Source organism: Streptomyces sp. NPDC058678 (assembly GCF_042714835.1).
Taxonomy (GTDB): Bacteria; Actinomycetota; Actinomycetes; order Streptomycetales; family Streptomycetaceae; genus Streptomyces.
The window spans coordinates 19,792-40,566 of the sequence record NZ_JBHXSG010000073.1; the positions used below are offsets into that span (position 1 = coordinate 19,792).

The following is a 20,775-nucleotide window of genomic DNA, read 5'->3' on the forward strand; positions in this document are numbered from 1 at the left end:
CCGGCGCAGAAGTGCGCGAACGGCCGTCGTGCTCTCGATGCTCCAGGTCAGGAGCGTTTTTCAGCGACCCTCGGGGTCACTCTGAACAATCCTCCGCGCCCCCGATGGCGGCTTCTTCAGCGAGGAACGGGGCACACCTCGCGGTACGGGGCGTCGGGGACGTAGCTGCGCCACTGGGCCCGGGTGAGCCCGCCGCCCGCTCGCTCGCAGACGGTGCGGACGGCCTGCTCCGGTGCTATGGACAAGGCTTGGAGCGGCACGTCCGGGCCTGATGCGTAGACCGTGCCCCCGTCGCCGGCGAAGGAGAGCGAGCGGATCTCGTCACCGGACGTCGGCAGATCGCCGCCGAGCAGCTGCTGGCCCTCGGTGTCCCACAGCCGTAGCGTGCCGGCGCTCCCGCCCACGGCGAGGGTGCGGCCGTCGGCGGAGAAGGCGAGCGCGGTGACGGACTCGGGCTGACCCCGCGACACCGTGTCGGCAGTGCCGGTCAACCCGCCTGTGCGACGCCGGGCGTCGCCGTCCCAGAGGGTGACGTGCCCGGTCTTGTCACCGACTGCCAGCCGCTTGCCGTCGGGGCTGAAGGCGAGCGCGGTGACCTCCCGGCCGTCGGCGAGGGCACGCCCGGTGACCTTGCCGGACGGCAGGTTCCCGTACTCGTCGTCGTAGCCGACCAGCAGCCGCCCGTCCGGCCGGACCGCCAGGGCCGTCTCGGACATGCCGTGAAGGATCCGTGACCTGCGGCCGCGTGCGGTGTCCCACACCTCGGCCCCGCTTTCGCGCAGGGCCAGCAGAGTCCGCCCTCCGGGACCCGCGGCGAGACCGGCCAGGGGACGGTCAGCGGCGCCGGAGGTCTCGAAGGACGTGCGCACCTTGTGCGTCGGCACGTCCCACAGGGTGAACCGCAGCCGCAGGGAGCCCTGCGAGGAGGTGGTGTCGGCGACGGCGAGCGACCGGCCGTCCGGACTGAAGGACAGCAACGGGCTTGTTGTGCTGTCCGGCGAGGGCAGGGAGCCGAGAGTGGCCCGGCCGAGCACCCGGCCCATGGGGGTCCCCCCGCTCGAGCTAAGCCGAGAGTGGGGGAGGGTGGAGCGCAGCTCGAACCTGTAGCCGCCGCCGGACCGGGCGACGGTGGCCAGGGATGTGCCGTCGGGACTCAGGGCGGTTGCGTCGGTCTCGGTGTCCTGCCATCGAGCGCCGAGGCGGTCGGTGAGGTCGTAGCTGTGGACGGTGGCGCCGTCCAGAAAGCGCAGGACGCGTTGCTTGCCCGGGTCCCAGGTCAGGCCTCTCACTTCAGCGCCGGACAACGGTCGCTGGTAGGCGATGGTGCCCCCGTTGTCCAGTCGCCACACGGCGATCTGCTGGTCGTCGGCCGTGGCCAGGAACCGCCCGTCGGGGGAGAGGGCGGCTCGCGTGAACCCGGAGATCCCACCGCTTTGGAAGTCGGCGACCGTGCGTCCGCTGCCCACGTCCCAGACCGCGGTGGCCGTTCCGTAGGCGACGGCCAGTCGCCGGCCGTCCGCGCTGAACCGCAGGAGGCGGGATCCGCCGTCCGCGCCGGTGCCGGTGCCGCAGACGATGCCGTCGGCCTTGTCCCAGTCTCCCGTCAGCCGCCGGTGCTTGACGGTGTCCCACACCTGCGGCGGGGCCCCGGCAGGGCACAGCGCCAGCAGCCGGCCGTCCGGGCTGACGGCCGTCATGGACAGGCCGTCCGGGACGCCGGCCGAGAAGGCGGTCCTCGTGCCCTCGGTCCGCAGTACCCGCACCGTGCCTCCCTCGCCCGCCGGGCCGGTGACGTACGCGGATCCGTCGTCCGAGGTGTCCATGAGAGTCGTGTCGCCCAGTTCGGCGGCGGGCTTCCCGGCGGCGTGATCCCACAGCACTTCACCGTCCGGCCCGGTGAGATCGAGAAAGCGGGAGTCGGCACCAGCGGCCGTTACCTCCATACCGCTGGGCAGGTGGTAGGTCGCGGTACGCCGGTGATCGGCAACGCTCCACACATTCACCGCGCTGTTCGCGACGCTGACGAGGGTCCGGCCTCGGTCGGTGAGGAAGCGCCGGACGTCTCTGCCCGTCTGGGGGTCGGTGAAGGCGTCCCTTTCCGGTTGGGCCAGCGCCGCCAGCAGCGCAGAGCGCGACTCGGTCAGCGGAGCGAGCTGCCACGCCGCGACGCCGAGCAGGGAGGCGGTGCGGGGGTCGCTGGAACGCAGGCTGTCGGCGATCGTGGCCAGGCGGCGGGCTGCGGCCTTCGCGGACTCCTGCGCGCCGGCCCGGTCGCGTTGCCAGGCGAGCAGACCGGCCGCCAGCGCGCACACGAGGAGGACGGACACGCCCACCGTGAGCGCGCGCGTACGACGGGCGGCGCGTGCCCTGACGTCCCGCTCGGCATGCCGGGCATCCAGGGAAGCGGTGAGAAACGCCCGCTCCAGCTGGGCCAGGTCGTCGTCCTCGGCCTTCCGTTCGGCCCTCGCCCCCTTGTCGGCGAACATTTCCTCGGCCCGGGCCAGTCGGGTGCCCCGGTACAAGGCGCCGGGATCGCGGCCCAGCCCGTCCCAGGCACGGGCGGCCTCGCCGAGCAGCCGCTGCACGTGCAGCCGTTCCCGGCTCTCCTCGATCCAGCCGGCCAGCCGAGGCCAGCTCGTGATCAGTGCCTCATGGGCCAGCTCGACGCTGTCGCCGTCCAGAGTGATCAGGCGCGCGGCGGCAAGACGTTCCAGTACGTCCTGTGCATCCGGTCCGGCCAGTTCGGCGCGGGATGCCGGGCGGCGCGTGTCGGGGGTGCCCGAGGGGAGGGCCGGTCCCTGCTCGTAAGCGGAGCCGCCGGGTGAGATCAGCCGCAGCAGGATGCGGCGGGCGGTCCGTGCCTGCTGCGTGGACAGGCCGCCGTACACCTCTTCCGCAGTGGCGGCGATCGCCCCCCGCACGCCGCCCGTCTCCTCGTAGCCGGTCAGCGTCAGCGTACGGCCCCGGCGCCGGCGCCACGTCTCCAGCAGGCAGTGCGAGAGCATCGGCAGCGCGCCCGGCCGGTCGCCGACCTCCTCGATGATCCGCGCGGTCAGCACCCGCTCCACGTTCAGCCCCGCCGCGGTGGCCGGGCCGGTGATCACCTCGCGCAGCTCGCCCCCGTTCATGGGCCCGACCAGCAGATTGGCGCGGCTGACCGCCTCGGCCAGCTCCCGGTGGGCGGCGCAGTGGCCGTAGAAGTCGCCGCGCACCGCGACCACCACGCGCAGGCGGCTGCCCGGCTCACGCGCCCTGAGCAACAGGTCCAGGAAGCGGTCCCGCTCCTCGCGGTCGTGGCAGAGTGTGAACAGCTCCTCGAACTGGTCGACGATCACCCAGGTGTCCAGCTCACCGTCCTGTGGAACGAGTGCTTGCCCGTGTGTGCGGCCGGGTCGCTCGCCGGGAGTGAGCACCCGGATCACCGCCGGGCGGCCGGCGCCCTCGCTCTCCCGCAGCTGCGGGACGAGGCCGGCCCTCAGCAGCGAGGACTTGCCGCTGCCGGACGGCCCGAACACCGCCGCGAACCGGTGCGCCTGCGCCAGATCCAGGAGTTCGCGTCCCAGTGCCTCCCGGCCGAAGAACAGGTCGCTGTCAGCCGGTTCGAAGCGGGCCAGCCCACGGTACGGAGCCCGCTCGTCGGCCGTGGGAGCACGCAGCTCGGTGTCCGCCTCCCGCCAACGGGCCTCCCACTCGTCCGGGTCGGCGTCGAGCGACTCCGCGTAGGCGCGCACCACCGCCAGAGTCGGCAGCTGGTCGCCGGCCGCGGCCTGCGACAGCGCGGTCGTGGAGTAGCCCGCCCGCTCCGCCATCTCCCGGTACGGCGGCTTCCCGGCCTTCTCCCTCAGCAGGCGCAGGTCATGCGCGAGGCGCTGGACCGGACCGGCACCGGGGTCGACTGGTTTCTCTCGTCGGCCCACCTGGTGGCACCTTTCAACCATCAAACAAGAAACGGTGCTCAACCTACGTTTTCGCCCGTCCGGAGGCAATCCTGGCCCCGCCGAGGAGGCCGGGATTGCCTCGGGCTCAGGGCACCAGCTCGATACCCCGGACCGTGGGTCAGGCCCGCGACGCGACGCACTCGCCCGGTGGGAGGTCGGGGCGGGCGGGGTATCGGCGTGCCGGGGGGCCACCGGCCGGAGGCATCGGGGGTGACGGCGACGCCGACTTCCCCCGCCGGCTCAGTTCCCACCAGCTGTGTTCAGCGGGAAGGGCATGGTTGAGCGGTACCGGGCGATGTCATTCGATGGCCGGGGTGATCTTCAGGCTCGTGAGGCCGTGTGTTCCTCGACGGTCAGTCCCGCAGGGGCTGATACCGAGTCGATCCGGCCGTCGGAGGCGATGGTGATGTCGAGTCGTTCTCCCGCGACGGTGAGCCCGGTGACGGTGAGCGCGCCGACGGGGAGTGGGCCCGTGGGCCGGAGGTGGAGGCGGCCTGCGGGTACGTCGGGCTCCAGGCCGGTCATCGCGGTCATGAGGGCGATGGCTGCTGCGGCCGACCAGGCTTGTGGGCGGCAGGCGGCCGGGTAGGGGACCGGTGCGGGGGTGTCCGTGCGGGCGTCGCCGCCCCACAGTTCAGGCAGTCGGTAGTCGAAGGCCGGTGCCGCGGCAAGGATGCCCTCGATGAGCCGGGCGGCGGCGTCGGGGTGGCCGCTGCGGGCGAGGCCGGTGACGGCGATGGCGGTGTCGTGGGGCCAGACGGTGCCGCAGTGGTAGCGCAGGGGGCCGTAGCCGCCGGACGTCGACGACATCGTGCGCAGCCCGTAGGCGTCGGACATGTCGGGGGCGGTGAGCCGGGCGGCGACGGCGGCGGTCTCATCGGCATTGAGGATGCCGGTGGACAGGAGGTGGCCCATGTTGCTTGTGACGGAGTCGACGGGGAGGCCCGAGCCATCGAGTGCCATGGCTGGGTATGGGCCGTGCTGGTCAGAGACCCAGAACCGGCCGCGGAACCGGTCGGCGAGGCCCGCCGCGAAGGTCCGCCAGCGTTCGCCGTCGGGCAGTCCGAAGGCGTCGAGGAGTGCCGCCCCGGCGAGGGCCGCTTCGTAGGCGTAGCCCTGTACTTCGGCAAGAGCGAGGGGGGCTTCGGCGAAGCGGCCGTCGGCGAACCGGGCGGCGTCCCCGGAGTCTTTCCAGCCCTGATTGGCCAGGCCGGTGCCGGTTTGGCGAGCGTCGGCGCCCCCGCCACCTGGGTCCTCTCCAACCACGACGAGACCCGCCACGTCACCCGCTACGGCCGCGCCGAAACCGGCGTCACGACCCCGATGCGCGATCAGGGCCAGCCCACCGACCTCGCCCTTGGCACCCGCCGAGCCAGAGCGGCGGCTCTGCTGATGCCGGCCCTGCCCGGAGGCGCGTCGCTGATGGACCGGCGCATCGTCGGCGACACGGTCGAGGTGGTGGTGTGGGACTGCGATCCGGTCCTGCCGGTGGCCCAGGGCGCCGACGCGGGACGGGTCGGCCAGCACGGTCTGGAGATCGTCATGGCCGTCGCGCAGAGCTTCGAAGCGCAGCGGCAGCAAGTCGGGCAAGCGCATCACCGCCCGCATCACCCTCCTGGACGACCCCGGCGGCGCCATGGCCGGACGCCGGTGCCTGTAGGACGAAGCGGGCCGCCCCCCGTCAGACGGGGAGGCAGCGTGGCAGGCCAGCGCTGCGTGCAGTTCACCGAGAACGACATCGGGCAGCGCCGCGCCCTGACCGTGTTTGAGGACCTGTTCAGCGACCTGGGTCAGCTTCATGTGGGTGTGCTGGGAGACTTCCCGCAGCCCTGTGAAGCCCTCATTGACGGCCCGTCCTACCGCCCCTGCGATCGCACCAGGCCCACTCGGACAACCTCCGCAACGGAGTGACCGGACATGCTGGCTGAACTCCGCGACCGCCCGATCTGCTGGCCCCAGTTCCAGGTCAACCCACAGGCAGCTGCCCGCCATACCTACTGGGCACCACGCTGCAAAGCTGAAGCAGCTCGCCGCCGACGACGCGAGCGCGACGACGCCAACGACACCCTTGAGACAGAACCGACCGGGCCGCCATCGCCCGAACCCCCTGCACGACACCGACCGCAACCCGCAACTGCCCTCACTGCGACAAGCCGGTCACCATCGTCGCCGTGCTTGCCACCCCCGAGGCCGCCCGTCCGACCACCCCCGCCGCAAGCTCTGGCGTCATTCCGATGCGCAGAGGCTGAACCCGGGCGCAGGAAACCCGTGGGACATGGCCAGTGGCCATTCACTACCCTCGCCTGAGAAAGGACGTGGGCATGGCACTGGTGAAGAAGGGGTCGCGGCGCATCACCGTCGACGGCACCACCTACCGATGGAGGCTTCGCGGAAGGCCCACCTACGACCAGGGGCTGGTCTGCTCGCCCCTCACCTATGCGGTCGAACACGCCGAGACTCCCGGCACCACACTGGTGATCACGACCAACCAGCCACACCCAAGCAACTGGTTCGGCACACAGGCCAATCCTGTCCTGCCTTCCGACGTTGCTGACAGCATTCGAACCGCTCGCGCCAACGGATGGACTCCCGAGAGCTCCGGCTCTCCTTTCCATCTCGACCAGTCGGAGGGCTTCGTCTCCTCCCACTGACTACCCCCGCGCAGAAGGACTCGCCGATCGCGTGATCGGTGAGTCCTTCTGATGCTGTCCGCTCCCCACATTCCCCAGTTGGTTTACTCCGTGAACCAACTGGGGCGAAGAGCAGCACTGGGGAAAATTCGGGCTCTGACCGGAGTGTGAATCCCCGGCCCAACGGCGTCCTGGAACCGTTCAAGCCCTATCTCAACGCCCGCTTCACCGCACCGAGGTGCTCGGCCAGGTCGACGGAAAGCGCCTGTTCTGGAGATCCGCGAACGCGGATACCGGAGAAGCATCCAGGTTGTCCGCAAGCACCTCGCCGCTCTGCGAGCTGGCACCGCCGAACCCGTCCGCGCCGACATACCCAGCCCGCGCAAGATCACCTCATGGATCATGCGGCCCCGTGACACTCTCACCCCAAGCCAGGAAGAGCGGCTGCTTCAGGTCCGGCTTGTCTGCCCCGACATCACCCGAGCCTGCGACCTCGCACGATGCTTCACCGACCTGGTTCGCCACCGCCGCGGAGCCCTGCTGATGCAGTGGATTCGCCAAGCCGAGCAGGACGCTCCGAAACCCATGGCCAGCTTCGCGGGCTCCCTCCGCCAGGACCTCGACGCCGTCACCGCCGGCCTCACCCTGTCCTGGAGTTCCGGGGTGGTCGAGGGCCACGTAAACCGGGTGAAAACCATCAAGAGAGCCATGTATGGCCGGGCCTCGTTTCAGCTCCTTCGCACCCGGCTCCTCACACAGCCGTGATCACGGGCAGCCCAGCAAGGCTCAGCCGTCCACGGTGATCGGCTGGGCCGGTGGGCCATCCATCAGCAAGGAAGCCAGCAGTTCTGGCAACTCCGCCGGTCGCAACACATCGGACGTCGCGGCCAACTCTGCGGCGGTCCACCAGCGGTGCCCGCTGATCGCGGCCCTCTCGATGTCCTCGAAAGCCGAGGTATCGACGTCAAACGCGGGCACCCGGGCGACGTAGTAACGCTGCCGAACCTCGTAGGCGACGCCTTCCCGGACCGTCGCCCATGGACGCCCTCGCCATATCTCCGGGCCCAACGAGACGTTCGTCAGTCCGGTTTCCTCCCGCAACTCCCGCAAGGCTGCCTGCTCGTGGCTCTCGCCTGGCTTCACACCGCCTCCGGGGGTGAACCAACGAAGAGAACCCCTCGCCTTGTTCCGTGCGGAGAACAGCAGTAGCCGATCGGCGTCGTCCACCAGCACCACGCGGGCGCTCGGGCGCGGCACGAGGCCCCCTCCAACGTCATCACCTCTTCAGCGTAGAACCTCGGCCAACTGAGGCAGCTCCCGCGCTGGGCAGACGCAATCCGGCCAGAGCCAAAATTCGAGATCGGTATCAAAGGCGTTCTTGCTGAACGAGAGAACCTTCCAGGACGGACTCGATGGCATCCCGGAGGTAGAAGAGCGCCTGGATCAGGCAGGCGGTGCCGACCGGCACGGCTCCAACGGCTTGTCCGGTCACCGGGTCGCCCGGCAGCCGGGCGACCCGGTGCATCCGTCACTGGGCCGACGGGCCCGACCGGACCACCCGGGCGGGGTGCCCGGCGCATCGGGCGCCCACGGACGGGATGGTGAAACCGTCATCGGACCTGTGGGGCCCGTCGGCCGTCCGGTCCGGTCGGCGAGCGCGGGGAGAAGGGCGACACCGGCGAGCAGGGGCCGGGGCCGCCCGACCGGGCCTGCCCCGGCGGCTACAGCCCGCAGGCCCCGAGTTACGACCCCGACGCCTTCGTCTGCCGCAAGGACGGCGCCCCCAATCCGGAGCCCGGCAACGGCAACGGTGGCCTGCTCCCCGCCGGCCTCGCCCCGAGCCGCCGCCAGTACCCATGACGAAATACGCCCCGTTTCGGCTTCGGGCGGGAGGGGGTCTTCGTCTGTGCTGCGAGGTTTTCACACGTTTGGAGGCGAGTCATTGACTCGCCTGGTTGTTCCGTCGGCGATGCTTTGTACCTGGGGTTTGCCGGTTCCTTCCTGCGTCGGATCTGCGGCCGGAATACCCCTGGTGGTGTCGCGCGCTGCTGCGGCCAACAACGGGCGGCACCACCTCTGCGTGCGCGCTAGACAGCGGTACCTGATCAGGATCACCAGCTTGGCGTGACAGCGAGCAGCGGCCCCGCTTTCCTTGCGAATTCCAGGGCTACGCAGACCCCTCAGTCGCCGGGCTCGATACGGAGCCGCTCAGCAGTCCCCTTGAGGCAGAGGTGACGGTTCAGCACCTTGGAGTCGCAAACGGCCGAAAGGGAAGGGGCCACGGTGGCAGGTTCGTCGTCGGCCGTGGGAGGTGGCGCAGCGGACGCGGTTCCCGTGGCCAGGACGGTGGGTGTTACGGCCAGTGACAACTGTAAGTGCGTGTTTGATCACGGCACACGTCATGAGGTTCACAGCATGCCGGCCTGCGCGGGCGAGATCCCGACCGCGCAGCCCCGTGCACGGGTGACAACTACGCCCCCGTGCACGGGGGCGTTTCGTCATGCCCGGCTTACGAGATCCCGTAAGCCTGACGACCAGCGACTTCAGTCGTCGGGCTCGATGCGGAAGTCGACGACTGTGGTGTCGCCGCGGCGCACGATCGGGTGCGCGACCTCGACAACCCGGCCGGTGTCGACAATGTGCTTCCGCGTGTACCGCAGCTCCGCCGGAGCCGATGCACAGCGTCGCTGCCTCCAACTCCGTGGGCATGGCTGCCGTGAACGACTCGCTTGGCGGCGCGCGGGTCATAGGCGGAGGACGATCAGGGCGATGTCGTCGCGGGCGCCGCTGCTGACGCCGAGGTGCGCGAGCAAGGCGTCGGCGAGACGTTCGGGGTTGTGGCGGGCATGGCGGGCGAGCGCGTCGGTGAGGCGTTGCAGACTGGCATCGATGTCCTCGCCGCGGCGTTCGATGAGACCGTCGGTGTAGAGCACGAAGGTGTCACCAGGGGTGTAGGGCAGGTCGGCTTGGAGGCGGGGGACGGGTTTGGGACGTGCCCCCAGCGGAGGGTCGGTGGCCTGGTCGAGAAGATCGCAGGTGCCGTCTGGGTGGAGGAGGACGGGGGGCGGGTGGCCGGCACTGCTGTAGAGGATGCGGCGAGCGTGGGGGTCGACGACGGCTTGGACGACGGTGGTGGCCAGCGCACCCTCTACGTACCGTGCGTACAGGCCCAGGACGTCCAGGGCTCTCGCGGGCCCGTCGACGGCCCGGACCACGGCGGACAACGCGCTGCGGAGCATGCCCATGACGGCGGCGGCCTCCAGACCGTGGCCGACAACGTCGCCGACCGCGACGGCGAATCTGTTCTCGGGCAGGTCGACCACCTCGTACCAGTCGCCGCACACGTTCAGTGACCCGGCGGCGGGCAAGTAGCGCACCGCGGTGTCCCGGTGGCGGGCCAGGTGGGGCGAGTGGAGCATGGCCTCCTGCAAGGTGACGGCGACCTGGCGTTCCCGGGCGTGGGCTTGACGCAGTTCCTCGTTCAGCCGCTTGAGCTCGCGCGCCCGCGCGTACAGTTCGACCTCCATGGCTTCCACATTGTTGGGCGCCTTGTCTCCTCGCTGGCGAGGGTGGGAGAGGATGAACGAGGTCACGTCCTCCCCCCGGTGGATGATCCACTCCACCTGCCCATCCGGCCCGAGCACCGGGGTGTTGATCGCGGACCACCATCGCTCCTCGAACACGCCGGGCCGGTCGGCCACGGGAATGTCGTACTTCATCGGCGCCATCGTGTCCGGCTCCTTCGAGCGCAGGACCCGGTGCAGGGAGGCGTTCAGATTCCGCACCCCGTCAGCATCCGGGTCCGCCGGATTTTCAGGGAAGGCCTCGAAGAGGTACCGCCCGAGCAGATCCTCCCGAGTACGGCCGGTCACGCGACATGCCGCCTCATTGACGTCGGCGAGCACCAGATCCGGGCCCAGCACCATACAGGGGCTGGGAGTGACCTTGAACAGCGCCTGGTAGTCGATCCCCGGCCGCGCCACACGCTGCGGCCGTGCATCCTCCTCTGGGGTGTTCTCGTCCCTCACCCTTACGTTCTACCGTTCGTCGGCGCCCTCGGCACCTGGGCATACCGCCTGCCCTTGGCCCGTAAGCATCTACCACGTTCCCTCGTGACGTCAGCCTTCAGAACTAGAGAACGCAGAGGCGCTGGCGCACCACACCAAACGGTTGTCGGCCAACTCGAGCGCTCAGTGCGACCACAGCAGGTCGTGTGATCGCTCGGGCTGGACTCACCAACTCCGTGAACATCCGCCAACCAGTGCGAACGCCCGGCTGCTGGAGCAGCGGCGCGACGTCGGGCAGTGCGATGGCTGAGGGAGGAGAAGCATGCGGCGATCTCCAGGCCGTCGGCGGCGAGGGGCTCGGCCGTGTCACAGGTGCGGTTCCAGGCACGGACAGTGTGCCCTGCACGAGCGAGGTTGCGGGCCATCGCGGCCCCCATCATCCCGGTGCCCAGGACGCCCACGGTGCGCGGGACGCTCATCGGCCCGCCTTCCCGGACGCGGCGTGGACCAGGCCGTCCAGCCACGCCTGGTCGCCGTTGAGCATCGGGTTCGGCCGCTCGCGGGCCAGCGCCGCGGCGGGCCGGCCGATCTGCGTCTCCTGGTTCAGGATCCATACCCGCCCACCAGCAGGTCCTCGGCAAGCAGCTCACCACCCAGGCCGCCATCACCGTGCCCAACCTGTACGGCGTCGTCTCCGTGGTCGCCGCCGGCTCCGGCTACAGCGTCCTGCCCCGCTCCCTGTGCCAGGACCACCTCGCCGCCGGCAGCCTGGCCCTCCTCCCCGACCCAGACGAACCACCGCTCAACAGTCTCTTCCTCGTCCAGCGCCCCGGCGCTGGAGCCAACCCCGACGTCGTCCGCGTCGTCCGCGTCCGCGACACCCTCCGCCACGCAGCCCTCACCTGGTAGGAGCCGGGAGTGTCTTGAATGGCGTTCGTAGGACCAGGGCGAAAGGCGAGGAGCTGCCCCCTCTTTAGGACACACAGCCGTGGCGCCCGGCCCCAGCACCTTCACGTCGACGGCGGCACGGCTGCACGTGGGGTGCGCGAGGTGAGTGTCGTGACGACGAAACACCGGCAGGTCAGAGCACGCATGTGCGCTGCCCGGACCCGCTGCCGGAGCAGCTCTACCGGCAGGTCCTGGAGCCGCTCGCCGAGCTGTCAGTCCCCAGTCGTGCAGGCTCTATCGCCGACCGCGGCCCTGGTGGAGCTCAAGGGCGCCCTGCGTTACCACGGCCGATACCCGTCGCCTGTGCGCGTGCGTCGCCGACAGTTCAAGTCTGCCGGCGCTCCAGCGCGCAGGCCTCCGCTCCTCCCGGGCGGGGGCCTTATGCAGGGGGCCCCACCCGCCGGAGAAGGTCCAGCCCGTCCACGGTGCCCGCCTGCGGCCGGGCCCGTTCATCCAGCACTCCGCGACCCTGATCACCTGGGCGGCCATCACCCTCCTGACCCCGTCGTCTGGCCCGCAAGGGCGGCACCCCCAGCTGGCCGAGAACCCGGCATCTGCCACCGGCTTGGCTGAGCAGCTGAGGTCGTTGATGCCAGAGCGGGGTCGGCCGGCACCGGCGGACGCCGGGTGAGAAGACGATCACTCTCCGGGAAGGACACGCCGGACGGACGGGGGCGCTCAGACACCGAAGACTGACGGGCCGACCCCGCCATAGATCATAGTGATGCATTACTTTGGTTGTTGCAAGTCATTCGCAATAGAGGCATAGGCTGTCCCCGGACGATCACTCACCCGGAAAGGGGACGTGCCTGATGGGCACCTATGCGCTTCCCGACCTGCCCTACGACTACGCCGCTCTGGAGCCGGCCATCACCGGGCAGATCCTGGAACTGCACCACGCCAAGCACCACGCCGCCTACGTCAAGGGCGCCAACGACACCCTTGAACAGATCGCCGAGGTCCGCGACAAGGACCAGATCACACCCGCCTCACTGGTCGGCCTGGAGAAGACCTTTGCCTTCAACCTCTCCGGCCACGTCCTGCACTCGATCTTCTGGCAAAACCTCTCCCCGGACGGCGGCGACCGTCCCGACGGTGCCCTCGCCGACGCCATCGATGAGCACCTCGGCGGCTTCGAAGCCTTCAAGAAGCAGCTCACCGTGGCGACCGCGTCCGTCCAGGGCTCCGGCTGGGGTGTGCTCGCCTGGGAGCCCCTCGGTAAGCGCCTGATCGTGGAGCAGGTCTACGACCACCACGGCAACGTCGGCCAGGGCAGCACCCCGTTGCTGGTCTTCGACGCCTGGGAGCACGCCTACTACCTGCAGTACAAGAACGTCCGCCCCGACTACGTCACCAAGCTGTGGGACCTGGTCAACTGGGAAGACGTCGCCACCCGGTTCGCCGCGGTAACCAACACCTGAGCAGCATCACCAGCGCCAGCGGGCCGGGAAGCCTCAGCGCTCCCGGCCCGCACCGCGTCGTCGATCACCAAGCCACGCACCCGAGGTTCTCCCGGAGGGATGTCCTGATCCGGGACATGCTTGGGCCCCGGATACATCCGGGGCCCAAGCATGGTGCAGGTTGGCGGGTTACCAGCGATACCAGCGGCCCTTGCGGCCGCCCGTGTCGGCGGAGCGCATGACGAAGCCGAGCAGCCAGACGACCAGCACGATGACGGCGATCCACCACAGTGCCTTCAGCGCGAAGCCCGCGCCGAAAAGGATCAGAGCCAGCAGAAGAACGAGAAGCAGGGGAACCATAGTTATCAACCTCCGTCGCTCCTTGTGCCCGGCGAATGCAAGAACACACGGTCGATTTCCCTGGTTTCTCCACTGCTCTTGCGGGCACTTAACCCAGTTTCTCCACGCGTTCACCTCACCGTCGGGCCGGAAGGCGGCTGTCGTTCAGTCGAGTTCCACGCACGGTGGCCGCAGGAAGCGCCCAGTACGTGACACGCGGGTCCGCTACGGCCCACCCGATCGGCGCAGCCTGGTGGCCGGTGGGTGGGGCACTGGCACGGTCGGCCCGAGGCATGTTCTTCCTCCCGCGTCACCGGGCTGCACGGGGCGGGTACCGCAGTCATCCCAGAGTCGGCTGCGGCCCCGCCTTGGCTGCCCGTTCCTCGCCTGTCCGGCCCGTGAAAGTGAGCGAGGACGCGGCGGCCACCCGTCACAGAAAGCCTTGCTCCTGCATGGAGACCAGCCCATGACGACTTCCCGCGTAGCGTGGTCCTCGCCCGACGGCACACGTGACGACGCCACGGCGCCCGCCTGGAGCAGGAGAACGCGCAGCTGCGGCACGCCGTCGACTCCCACGCGACGGTGGAGCAGGCATCGGTGTCCTCACCGCGATTCACCGGCTCGCGCCGGCAGACGGATTCGAGGTGCTGTGTGCGGTGTCCCAGCACACCAACACCAAGCTGCACACGGTGGCTGAGACGGTGATCGCCTGGGCGCTGGGGCAGCCGCTGCCGGAGCGGGTGAGGCGGCAACTGGACGCGGCGGTGCAGCAGCGCTGCCCCGCCCGGACGCTCAGCAGCCTCCTCCAGCCGCGCCACTCGTGTGCGGCGACAGCAGCACCCGCACCTCCTCAACGCCTGCAGGATCCTCACCCAGAGCCAGTACCAGCCGTCGTCGCAGCAGAGCCTGTGCAGCCGGAGAACGGCCCGCCTCCTCAACCAGGGCCGCGCCCTCCTCACCGGGCAGCCGTCCGGCGATCCACCGGTACAGCCGCCCCAGGCGGTCGGCCACCGACTGCTGGGTGGTGTCACCGGCTCCGGAGGCATCGACGGACCGCTGATTCGAGGCATGACCACCGGCTTCGTCGCAGGCCGGGAGGCTCTTCGTAATGTGGATGTGGCGATCGATGCCGTGGGACGGCCGGGCGGGAACGATCTTAGGACGCCTGTGATCGACGTCAGCGAGATCGGCGCCTTCCTCGGCTTGGACGTCGGCAAGGGCGAACACCACGCCACCGCCGTCACCCCGACCGTGATTCCCAGAGGGAACGACCACGTTCAAGATCTGGCTGACGCTCAAGCGCGCAGGCTCCCACTGCATGTCCCGCGCGGTCGGCGTCCGCGCGCCAAGGGGAGCGCGCATACAAGAAGCATGAGCGCGAGCGCCAGAGTTGGAGCCTGACAACGCCGACCGCGCAGCAATCGTCGTTCACCGAAGCCGACCGCCAGGAGTTCTGCGTTTGACGACAGCCCGGCATGGGGCTGCACTGGAATCATGACGCTGCGGCGACTCCGTCCTAGGGAGAGCAGCGATGACAACCATGGAAACGTTCAACCTTCTGCAGCCGTACAAGATAGCCAAGGAGACGTTCGTCATCCCGTGGGCCCTTGAGGCCCCGCCGGTCGGCCACTTCCCGATGAACTCGATGGTGATCCGGGGAGCCGAGCCGGTCCTCGTGGACACCGGGGCGCCCGCAGTACGCTCCCAGTGGCTGGAGGCAGCCTGGTCCGTCGTGGATCCACTGGACGTTCGGTGGATCTTCCTCACCCACGACGACCGCGACCACGCAGGCAACCTCCTGCCGGTCCTCGCCGAATGCCCGAACGCGACCTTGCTGACGACATGGTTCTCCATCGGCCGCATGGCCGAGGAGTGGGAGACACCCATCAACCGGTGCCGCTTCATGACCGACGGCGACACGATCGACGCGGGCGACCGGACCTTGGTCGCCAAACGACCGCCCCTGTACGACAACCCCACAACCCGCGCTCTTTTCGACCCGAAGACCAACGTCCTGTGGGCCGTCGATACCTTCGCCACGAACGTGCCGACCCCCATGCCCGACATGGCGGCGCTGTCCCCAGACGAATTCCGCGACGGCCAGTTCTTCGGCGGAAGCCTGGTCTCTCCCTGGGTCGCCCTGCTGGACGCCCAAAAGTTCGGGACGGTCGTCACCGACTTCCAACACCTGAACGCCGAGGTCATCGCCGGCTGTCACTGCCCGGTCCTCCGCGGAACCCAGATCCCCGAGGCCTACGACCTCCTCCGCCAGCTCCCCGGAATCCCACCGTGGGCAGAGTTCACCCAGGCCGACCTGGACCAGTGGATGGCGGTTGCAGAGAGCTCGGTTCCGCCGGAGCAGCCGCGGCCGTCGGAGACGTGAGAGGCGACCGCGGACGAGAACGGCGTTGCACATCTGACCTGACGCTTCTATGCCCGTACGACGAGGTGCGGCTGGATCCGCAGGTGAGTGCCGATGCGCGGGTCACCCACCCGACCCTCATCAGTGGGAAGGGCCGTGAGTGGGTCAGCGACGCATACGACTGGCAGCGGTCGTCTCCCGATACAACGAGGAGCTGCCGCCGATGCCGGACGCTGCGGCCTTCTCCCACGGCATGGTCGTCGTCCTGGTTTCGGGTGAGAGCTGCTCTCAGTTCTTCTTCGCGGTCCGGCAAGGGCCGCTGGCCTCCGGCCCGGCATGACTGTCCCCCCTGTCGAGCGGATGACCCCGCAAGGTGAGATCGCACATCACCCCGTACAGCAGCAAAGCCCCTGCCGAGCCCGTGCCACCGCGCCCGTGCCGCCGTCAGTGCGGCGGTGAGCGTCAGGCGGGCGACGGATCACCACAGGTCTGCCGCCCACCGCCATGTCGGCGAGCCGACGCTCGTAGCCGCTGTGGACGCGCCCGGACACCTCACCGCAGTGCGGGCAGACCGCCTGCGCGGCGACAGCCCGGGCAACGACCCGGACGCGGCCCTCGCCGAGCTCGACTTCCTCGATCACCAAGCCATCCACCTGCGCGAACAGCACGTCCTCCGAGTCCGCATCTCTCACGGACGAGCATGGTCACAGGGCTGGCACCAGCCGCGCGGTGATCACCGGATCCGATCGGAAGCCGCTGCTTCGTGCCGTCAATGCAGCCGCTGGAGGCGATCGAGCTCAACGCTTTCCCTCACCTGCACGAGCGTGAGTTCTGGTGCGGGCTACTGCTCGGAGCCGCGGCGGCCAGTTGACGACCGAGCTCTACTCGACCTTCTCTGAGCAACCGCGGCAGCGCGTCAGCGGCTGCTTCGGCAAACGAGTGGCGTCTCCACGGACGAGCCTCATAGATTGTGCGTTCGTGACTGACGACCCGAAGATGCGCCCGAATCCACACGACCTCGGCCGGGTGTTCAACGAGGTGCCGGAGCTTTACGACCGGGTCCGGCCGGGGTACCCCGACGAACTGTTTGCGGACCTTGTCGCCGTCACCGGCATGGACGAAAAGGCGTCGGTGCTGGAGGTGGGCTGCGGTACCGGTCAGGCGACGCGCTCGCTGGCAGCGTTCGGATGCTCCGTGACCGCCATCGAGCCGGGCGTAGACATGGCCGCACTCGCTCGCCACCGGATCGCCTCCCTCCGCAACGTCGAAGTTGAGACGTCGACGTTTGAGGAGTGGGACGATCGCGGCCGGCGCTTCGATGTTCTCGTGGCTGCGTCGTCGTGGCACTGGGTCGACCCGTCGATTGGCTGGCAGCGAGCGTACGACGTGCTCTCTCCCGGGGGTTGGATGGCGCTGCTCGGCCACGTCGTTGTCCGCCTGCCTGGAGAGCCGGAGGTGTATGCCGAGACCGCCGATCTCCATGAGCGGTTCTGCCCCGGGAACCCCGACTGGGGTCATCCGCCAATGGAGGACGAGGTGCGCGCCACCGACGAGGGTTGGGGACTGGTCGACGATCCCGGAGGATTGTTCGGCCCAACGATCGTGCGCTGGTATCCAACCGTTCAGTGGTTCGACGGGGACGGCTTTGCCGATCTCCTTCGTTCACAGTCGCTGTATCGCATGCTCGACCGGGACGTCCGTGAGCCTCTGCTCGACGCCATCGCCGAGCGCATCCGTACGCGGATGGGCGATCGCGCATCACGCCGATATCTGAGCGTGCTGCGCGTCGGACAGCGCGCCGAGTGAGGCCAGGGACCGATCTCTGAGCCACCGGGCGCGGCCTGATGTCCTGCGCCACGCAAGTTCGTGGAGGGGAGTTGGGGTCGCTGATCAGTGGTTTGGCTTTCTCGCGGCGCTGAAGCGGTTCCGGGAGCAGCGTCGTGGCCCGCGAATCCCGGCCGTCTGAGAGGCTGTGACCATGACGGACATCCCCCTCTGGCGTCGGCCCACCCGCGGCGGTTGGCGCATTGAGGCCGATGAGGCCCGCGTCGGCGTCAACGTGGTCGACCCCGACGGCCGAGTCCGGGCCTACGTCGCCACGCAGCCCGTGCAGCACTTCACGGGCTGGTTCGCCAAGCGGCAGAACTCGGTCATGAGCCGAGCCTTCGAGACGAACGGGCCGTCTCTGCCTGTTCGTGAACCCACCCAGATCACGCTGCGTCCACCCGACCAGCAGGCCTTCGTCAGCAACGGTGCCGCCAACGGTCGCCGTCGGGAGAAAGCCGGTCGTGCCCTCGTCTACGGTCGGCGCTACGCGTTCCTTCACACCGGGGGACAGGGCGCCGACGCTACGCGGGACGGCACCCTGATCGCGTCATTCGTCAAACACGGCTTCCGCCCCCAGGACGGCCACGTCAGCCGCGACGACCACTGTGTCTTGGACGAGACCGACGAACTGGTCCTGACAATCTTCGAGAAGCTCCTGAGGCCCGGACGCCCCGGCGCCGTCTCCGACGTCCTCACCGACTTCAGCTGAACCGACTCGGCGATGGCCCGGGTACCTCGACCGATCGCCGCCGGCACCGCGCAGTACCAGTCTTCTCACGACTTCGCGGGAGACCCCTTCCCGGACTTTGCCGACCCCAGGCTGGCCCCGGCGACGTGTGGACACCGGAGCGGGCGGGTCACCAGCCGGGGTAGCGGTCCCACCAATGGTCGTCCCAGCCTGGGGTGTACTCGCTGCCGCTGGGCGAGTCGGTGAGCTGGGCAATGAGGTCGCGGGCGAGGGTATCGAGGACCCAGGCAAGTTCGTGGCGGCTGATGAGGTCAACGGGCAGCGCCTCGACGCCGTGTGCCGCTCCGAGCAGCGCGCCGGCCACGCAGGCGACCGAGTCGCCGTCCGGCGCCATGGCGGCGAAACGCAGTGCGGCACCTACCTGGTCTCGGCCGGGGAAAGAGCCGGCGACATACAGGCCGCCGAGCAGTGCCGACAGCGCGGTGGCGTCGGGCGCGAGCTTCGCGAGCCGTCCCACTTCCGCGCCCTGGTCGTCGGCCTGAAGCAGTGCCCTGATGAGCTTCTTGTGCTCGGCGCCGGTCAGGCCGGGGTCGGCATCAGCAAGGGCGTCGAGGCCGTCCATCATGGCCTGCCGCACCTGCGACCGCTCACCGGACTGGGAACACTGCATCTCCAGGGTGCTTATCAGGCAGTGGGTGACCAGCACCGCCGCGTGGGCTGCCGCGGACTGCGCGGCTGGGTCGCCGTGGGTGAGGGCGGCGATCTCCCGGGCCAACCTGACTGACTGCTTGGAACCGTGTGCCGCGCCGACCACGGCGACGGGAAGTGTGCGGGTGAGCGCATGGCAGCCGCGGCTGGTCGTCGGCCTGCCCAGGCTTCCCGGCTCGGTCTTGGCCAGTGCCGCCACGGTTGCTGGCGCTGAACCGCGCCGCTCGGCCAGTACGGGCACCCGGGCAAGCCAGCCGTCAGGCCACACATCGTCACCGTGAGCCCAGCGCTGCCGCATCCGCTCGATCTCGATCCCTTGCAGAGCAGCCCACCGGCCGTAGGCGTGCCATACCACCGAGGGCGGATGACAGCTGCCCTTGTGGTTGCCGCGCACCCACGCGCGGATCGTGCCCTCGGCGGTGAAGCAGGCCAACTGGGTGCTGACACCGGCCCGCAGCGGGCCGTCGGCCGGCAACTTGCCCCGGGTGGTGCCCAGTGTGTCCCCCAGCGCCAGGCCGAGCATCATCCCGCGCACCCGGGACGCCGCCCCTTTCTTCCGCAGAATCTCCTGTTGCTACTGCGGCTTCTTAGCGGGGCCCAGGTCCAGCTCACCCTGCCCCTGCACGGCATGTGGCTGCGGGGCATCGGCCATGGGTTTCTCCCGAAGGTGCGGCGGCACGCGGAAGCGGGCCGGGTGGGCTGTGGCGTATGGGCGGATGTACCAGAGGGAAGAATTTTTCGGCCGGATTGAGGCTCCGCCAGCTTGGCACTGCTCACCCCTTATCATCAACGAGACCATATGAAGGGCCTCCGGGCGAGGATCGACAGATGCACCTGTCCGGCGCCCGTGTGGTCAGGCGGGCGGCGGCTATGGCCAGCCTCTCGACAAGTTCCTTCAGGCTGATTGAGGTGCAGTCCTGGAATTCGCCCCCGTCTTCGTGGCGGCTGGTGCGGCATGGGAAGCGTGAAGCGTCGGAGGACGAACTCGTCGCCTTCTTGATGCAGCTGCGGCGTCCTGAAGTTCGTTCTGGATCCCCGAGCTGGGCTTTGCCGCCAGGGCGGATCGCAGTGCCCTGACGGGCAGGTTTGATCTCTACTTGCGGGTGTGGCTAGTTTGTGCGCGTGGCCGCGAACCATGTGAAGCGGGCGTTCAAGTACCGCTTCTATCCGAGTGATGCGCAGGCAGCGGAGCTGTCGCGCACGTTCGGTTGCGTGCGGAAGGTCTACAACCTGGCGCTCGCCGCGCGTACTGAGGCGTGGGCGCGGCAGGTGCGGGTCAACTACAACGCTACGTCGGCGATGCTGACGGCGTGGAAGAAGACCGAGGAGTTGGCGTTCCTCAATGACGTGTCGTCGGTGCCGCTCCAGCAGACGCTGCGGCACTTGCAGAGCGCGTTCGCCAACTTCTTCGGTAAGCGCGCGAGGTATCCGCGTTTCAAGTCGCGGAAGAAGTCGCGGAAGTCGGCGGAGTACACGACCAGCGGATTCCGCTTCCGCGACGGCCAGCTGACGTTGGCGAAGATGGCGGAGCCGCTGGACATCGTGTGGTCCCGGCCGCTGCCCGAAGGCGCCGAGCCGTCCACCGTGACGGTGTCGCAGGACGCGGCCGGACGCTGGTTCGTCTCGATGCTGTGCGAGGATCCGGCCGTGAAGCCGCTTCCCTCCACTGATGCGGCAGTCGGGGTCGATGTCGGCCTGGACCACCTGCTGACCCTCTCCACCGGGGAGAAGATCGCCAACCCCAGGCACGAACGCCGCGACCGCACCCGACTCGCCAAGGCCCAGCGCAAGCTGTCCCGCAAGGCCAGGGGCGACGGCGCCAACCGGGCGAAAGCCCGGCGTAAGGTCGCCAGGATCCATGCGAGGATCGCCGACCGGCGCCGGGATGTGCTCCACAAGCTGACCACTCGGCTCGTGCGTGAGAACCA

16 protein-coding genes and 2 pseudogenes are annotated in these 20,775 nt (G+C 69.3%); 9 read left to right on the top strand and 9 right to left on the bottom strand.

Features of this window, described 5'->3' with window-relative positions; translation table 11 throughout:
• Positions 1–116: 116 nt before the first annotated feature.
• Both ACFWWR_RS40725 and ACFWWR_RS40730 read right to left on the bottom strand, forming a co-directional pair.
• On the bottom strand, positions 117–3,917 hold the full coding sequence (locus ACFWWR_RS40725) for a hypothetical protein (protein ID WP_383873791.1): 3,801 nt from the start codon (positions 3,915–3,917) through the stop codon (positions 117–119).
• A 342-nt stretch (positions 3,918–4,259) separates the two neighbouring features.
• Entirely contained in the window at positions 4,260–5,930 is a 1,671-nt protein-coding gene (locus ACFWWR_RS40730; protein WP_384308941.1) for an amylo-alpha-1,6-glucosidase, read from the bottom strand.
• Between the two features lie 329 nt (positions 5,931–6,259).
• Between ACFWWR_RS40730 and ACFWWR_RS40735 the strand changes: the two genes are divergently transcribed.
• Positions 6,260–6,589 carry a hypothetical protein gene (locus ACFWWR_RS40735; protein WP_383873783.1) on the top strand — a complete coding sequence of 110 codons (330 nt, stop codon included), beginning with the start codon at positions 6,260–6,262 and terminating at the stop codon, positions 6,587–6,589.
• Between the two features lie 282 nt (positions 6,590–6,871).
• Positions 6,872–7,333 (top strand): transposase, encoded by a 462-nt coding sequence (locus tag ACFWWR_RS40740; protein ID WP_384308953.1) that lies wholly within the window; start codon positions 6,872–6,874, stop codon positions 7,331–7,333.
• Positions 7,334–7,354: 21 nt separating this feature from the next.
• Here the strand turns inward: ACFWWR_RS40740 and ACFWWR_RS40745 are convergent, their stop codons facing one another.
• The 3 genes and pseudogenes from ACFWWR_RS40745 to ACFWWR_RS40755 all read right to left on the bottom strand — a co-directional run.
• Positions 7,355–7,825 (bottom strand): NUDIX hydrolase, encoded by a 471-nt coding sequence (locus ACFWWR_RS40745; RefSeq protein WP_384308944.1) that lies wholly within the window; start codon positions 7,823–7,825, stop codon positions 7,355–7,357.
• Between the two features lie 1,487 nt (positions 7,826–9,312).
• Positions 9,313–10,494, bottom strand: coding sequence for a PP2C family protein-serine/threonine phosphatase (locus ACFWWR_RS40750; RefSeq protein ID WP_384308955.1), 1,182 nt, complete (start codon positions 10,492–10,494; stop codon positions 9,313–9,315).
• A gap of 407 nt (positions 10,495–10,901) precedes the next feature.
• Positions 10,902–11,054: pseudogene (locus ACFWWR_RS40755) on the bottom strand (NAD(P)-binding domain-containing protein); the annotation flags it as partial.
• 133 nt (positions 11,055–11,187) lie between these two features.
• Here ACFWWR_RS40755 and ACFWWR_RS40760 point away from each other — a divergent pair.
• Together ACFWWR_RS40760 and ACFWWR_RS40765 are read left to right on the top strand one after the other, a co-directional pair.
• On the top strand, positions 11,188–11,484 hold the full coding sequence (locus tag ACFWWR_RS40760) for a LysR substrate-binding domain-containing protein (protein ID WP_384308958.1): 297 nt from the start codon (positions 11,188–11,190) through the stop codon (positions 11,482–11,484).
• 851 nt (positions 11,485–12,335) lie between these two features.
• The gene (locus ACFWWR_RS40765; RefSeq protein WP_383873777.1) at positions 12,336–12,944 is read left to right on the top strand and encodes a superoxide dismutase; all 609 of its coding nucleotides are present in this window, start codon (positions 12,336–12,338) and stop codon (positions 12,942–12,944) included.
• Between the two features lie 168 nt (positions 12,945–13,112).
• Here the strand turns inward: ACFWWR_RS40765 and ACFWWR_RS40770 are convergent, their stop codons facing one another.
• Positions 13,113–13,283 (bottom strand): DUF5670 family protein, encoded by a 171-nt coding sequence (locus tag ACFWWR_RS40770; RefSeq protein WP_030933194.1) that lies wholly within the window; start codon positions 13,281–13,283, stop codon positions 13,113–13,115.
• Positions 13,284–13,771: 488 nt separating this feature from the next.
• Between ACFWWR_RS40770 and ACFWWR_RS40775 the strand changes: the two are divergent.
• Positions 13,772–13,957, top strand: a pseudogene (locus ACFWWR_RS40775) (ANTAR domain-containing protein); the annotation flags it as partial.
• A 97-nt stretch (positions 13,958–14,054) separates the two neighbouring features.
• Here the strand turns inward: ACFWWR_RS40775 and ACFWWR_RS40780 are convergent.
• Positions 14,055–14,561 (bottom strand): hypothetical protein, encoded by a 507-nt coding sequence (locus ACFWWR_RS40780; protein ID WP_384308962.1) that lies wholly within the window; start codon positions 14,559–14,561, stop codon positions 14,055–14,057.
• 232 nt (positions 14,562–14,793) lie between these two features.
• Here ACFWWR_RS40780 and ACFWWR_RS40785 point away from each other — a divergent pair, with 232 nt between their 5' ends.
• On the top strand, positions 14,794–15,645 hold the full coding sequence (locus tag ACFWWR_RS40785) for an MBL fold metallo-hydrolase (protein WP_384308947.1): 852 nt from the start codon (positions 14,794–14,796) through the stop codon (positions 15,643–15,645).
• Between the two features lie 365 nt (positions 15,646–16,010).
• On the opposite strand, the gene ACFWWR_RS40790 is transcribed toward ACFWWR_RS40785, so the two are convergent.
• Entirely contained in the window at positions 16,011–16,316 is a 306-nt protein-coding gene (locus ACFWWR_RS40790; protein ID WP_383873772.1) for a transposase family protein, read from the bottom strand.
• Between the two features lie 286 nt (positions 16,317–16,602).
• Here ACFWWR_RS40790 and ACFWWR_RS40795 point away from each other — a divergent pair, with 286 nt between their 5' ends.
• Both ACFWWR_RS40795 and ACFWWR_RS40800 read left to right on the top strand, forming a co-directional pair.
• Positions 16,603–17,430, top strand: coding sequence for a class I SAM-dependent methyltransferase (locus ACFWWR_RS40795; RefSeq protein ID WP_383873769.1), 828 nt, complete (start codon positions 16,603–16,605; stop codon positions 17,428–17,430).
• A gap of 172 nt (positions 17,431–17,602) precedes the next feature.
• Positions 17,603–18,160: a hypothetical protein gene (locus tag ACFWWR_RS40800; RefSeq protein ID WP_383873766.1), complete on the top strand. Its 558-nt coding sequence runs from the start codon at positions 17,603–17,605 to the stop codon at positions 18,158–18,160.
• A 148-nt stretch (positions 18,161–18,308) separates the two neighbouring features.
• On the opposite strand, the gene ACFWWR_RS40805 is transcribed toward ACFWWR_RS40800, so the two are convergent.
• Positions 18,309–19,373: an ADP-ribosylglycohydrolase family protein gene (locus ACFWWR_RS40805; protein ID WP_384308960.1), complete on the bottom strand. Its 1,065-nt coding sequence runs from the start codon at positions 19,371–19,373 to the stop codon at positions 18,309–18,311.
• A gap of 596 nt (positions 19,374–19,969) precedes the next feature.
• Here ACFWWR_RS40805 and ACFWWR_RS40810 point away from each other — a divergent pair.
• A partial coding sequence (locus ACFWWR_RS40810) for an RNA-guided endonuclease InsQ/TnpB family protein (protein WP_384308948.1) occupies positions 19,970–20,775 on the top strand: 806 nt, incomplete at its 3' end.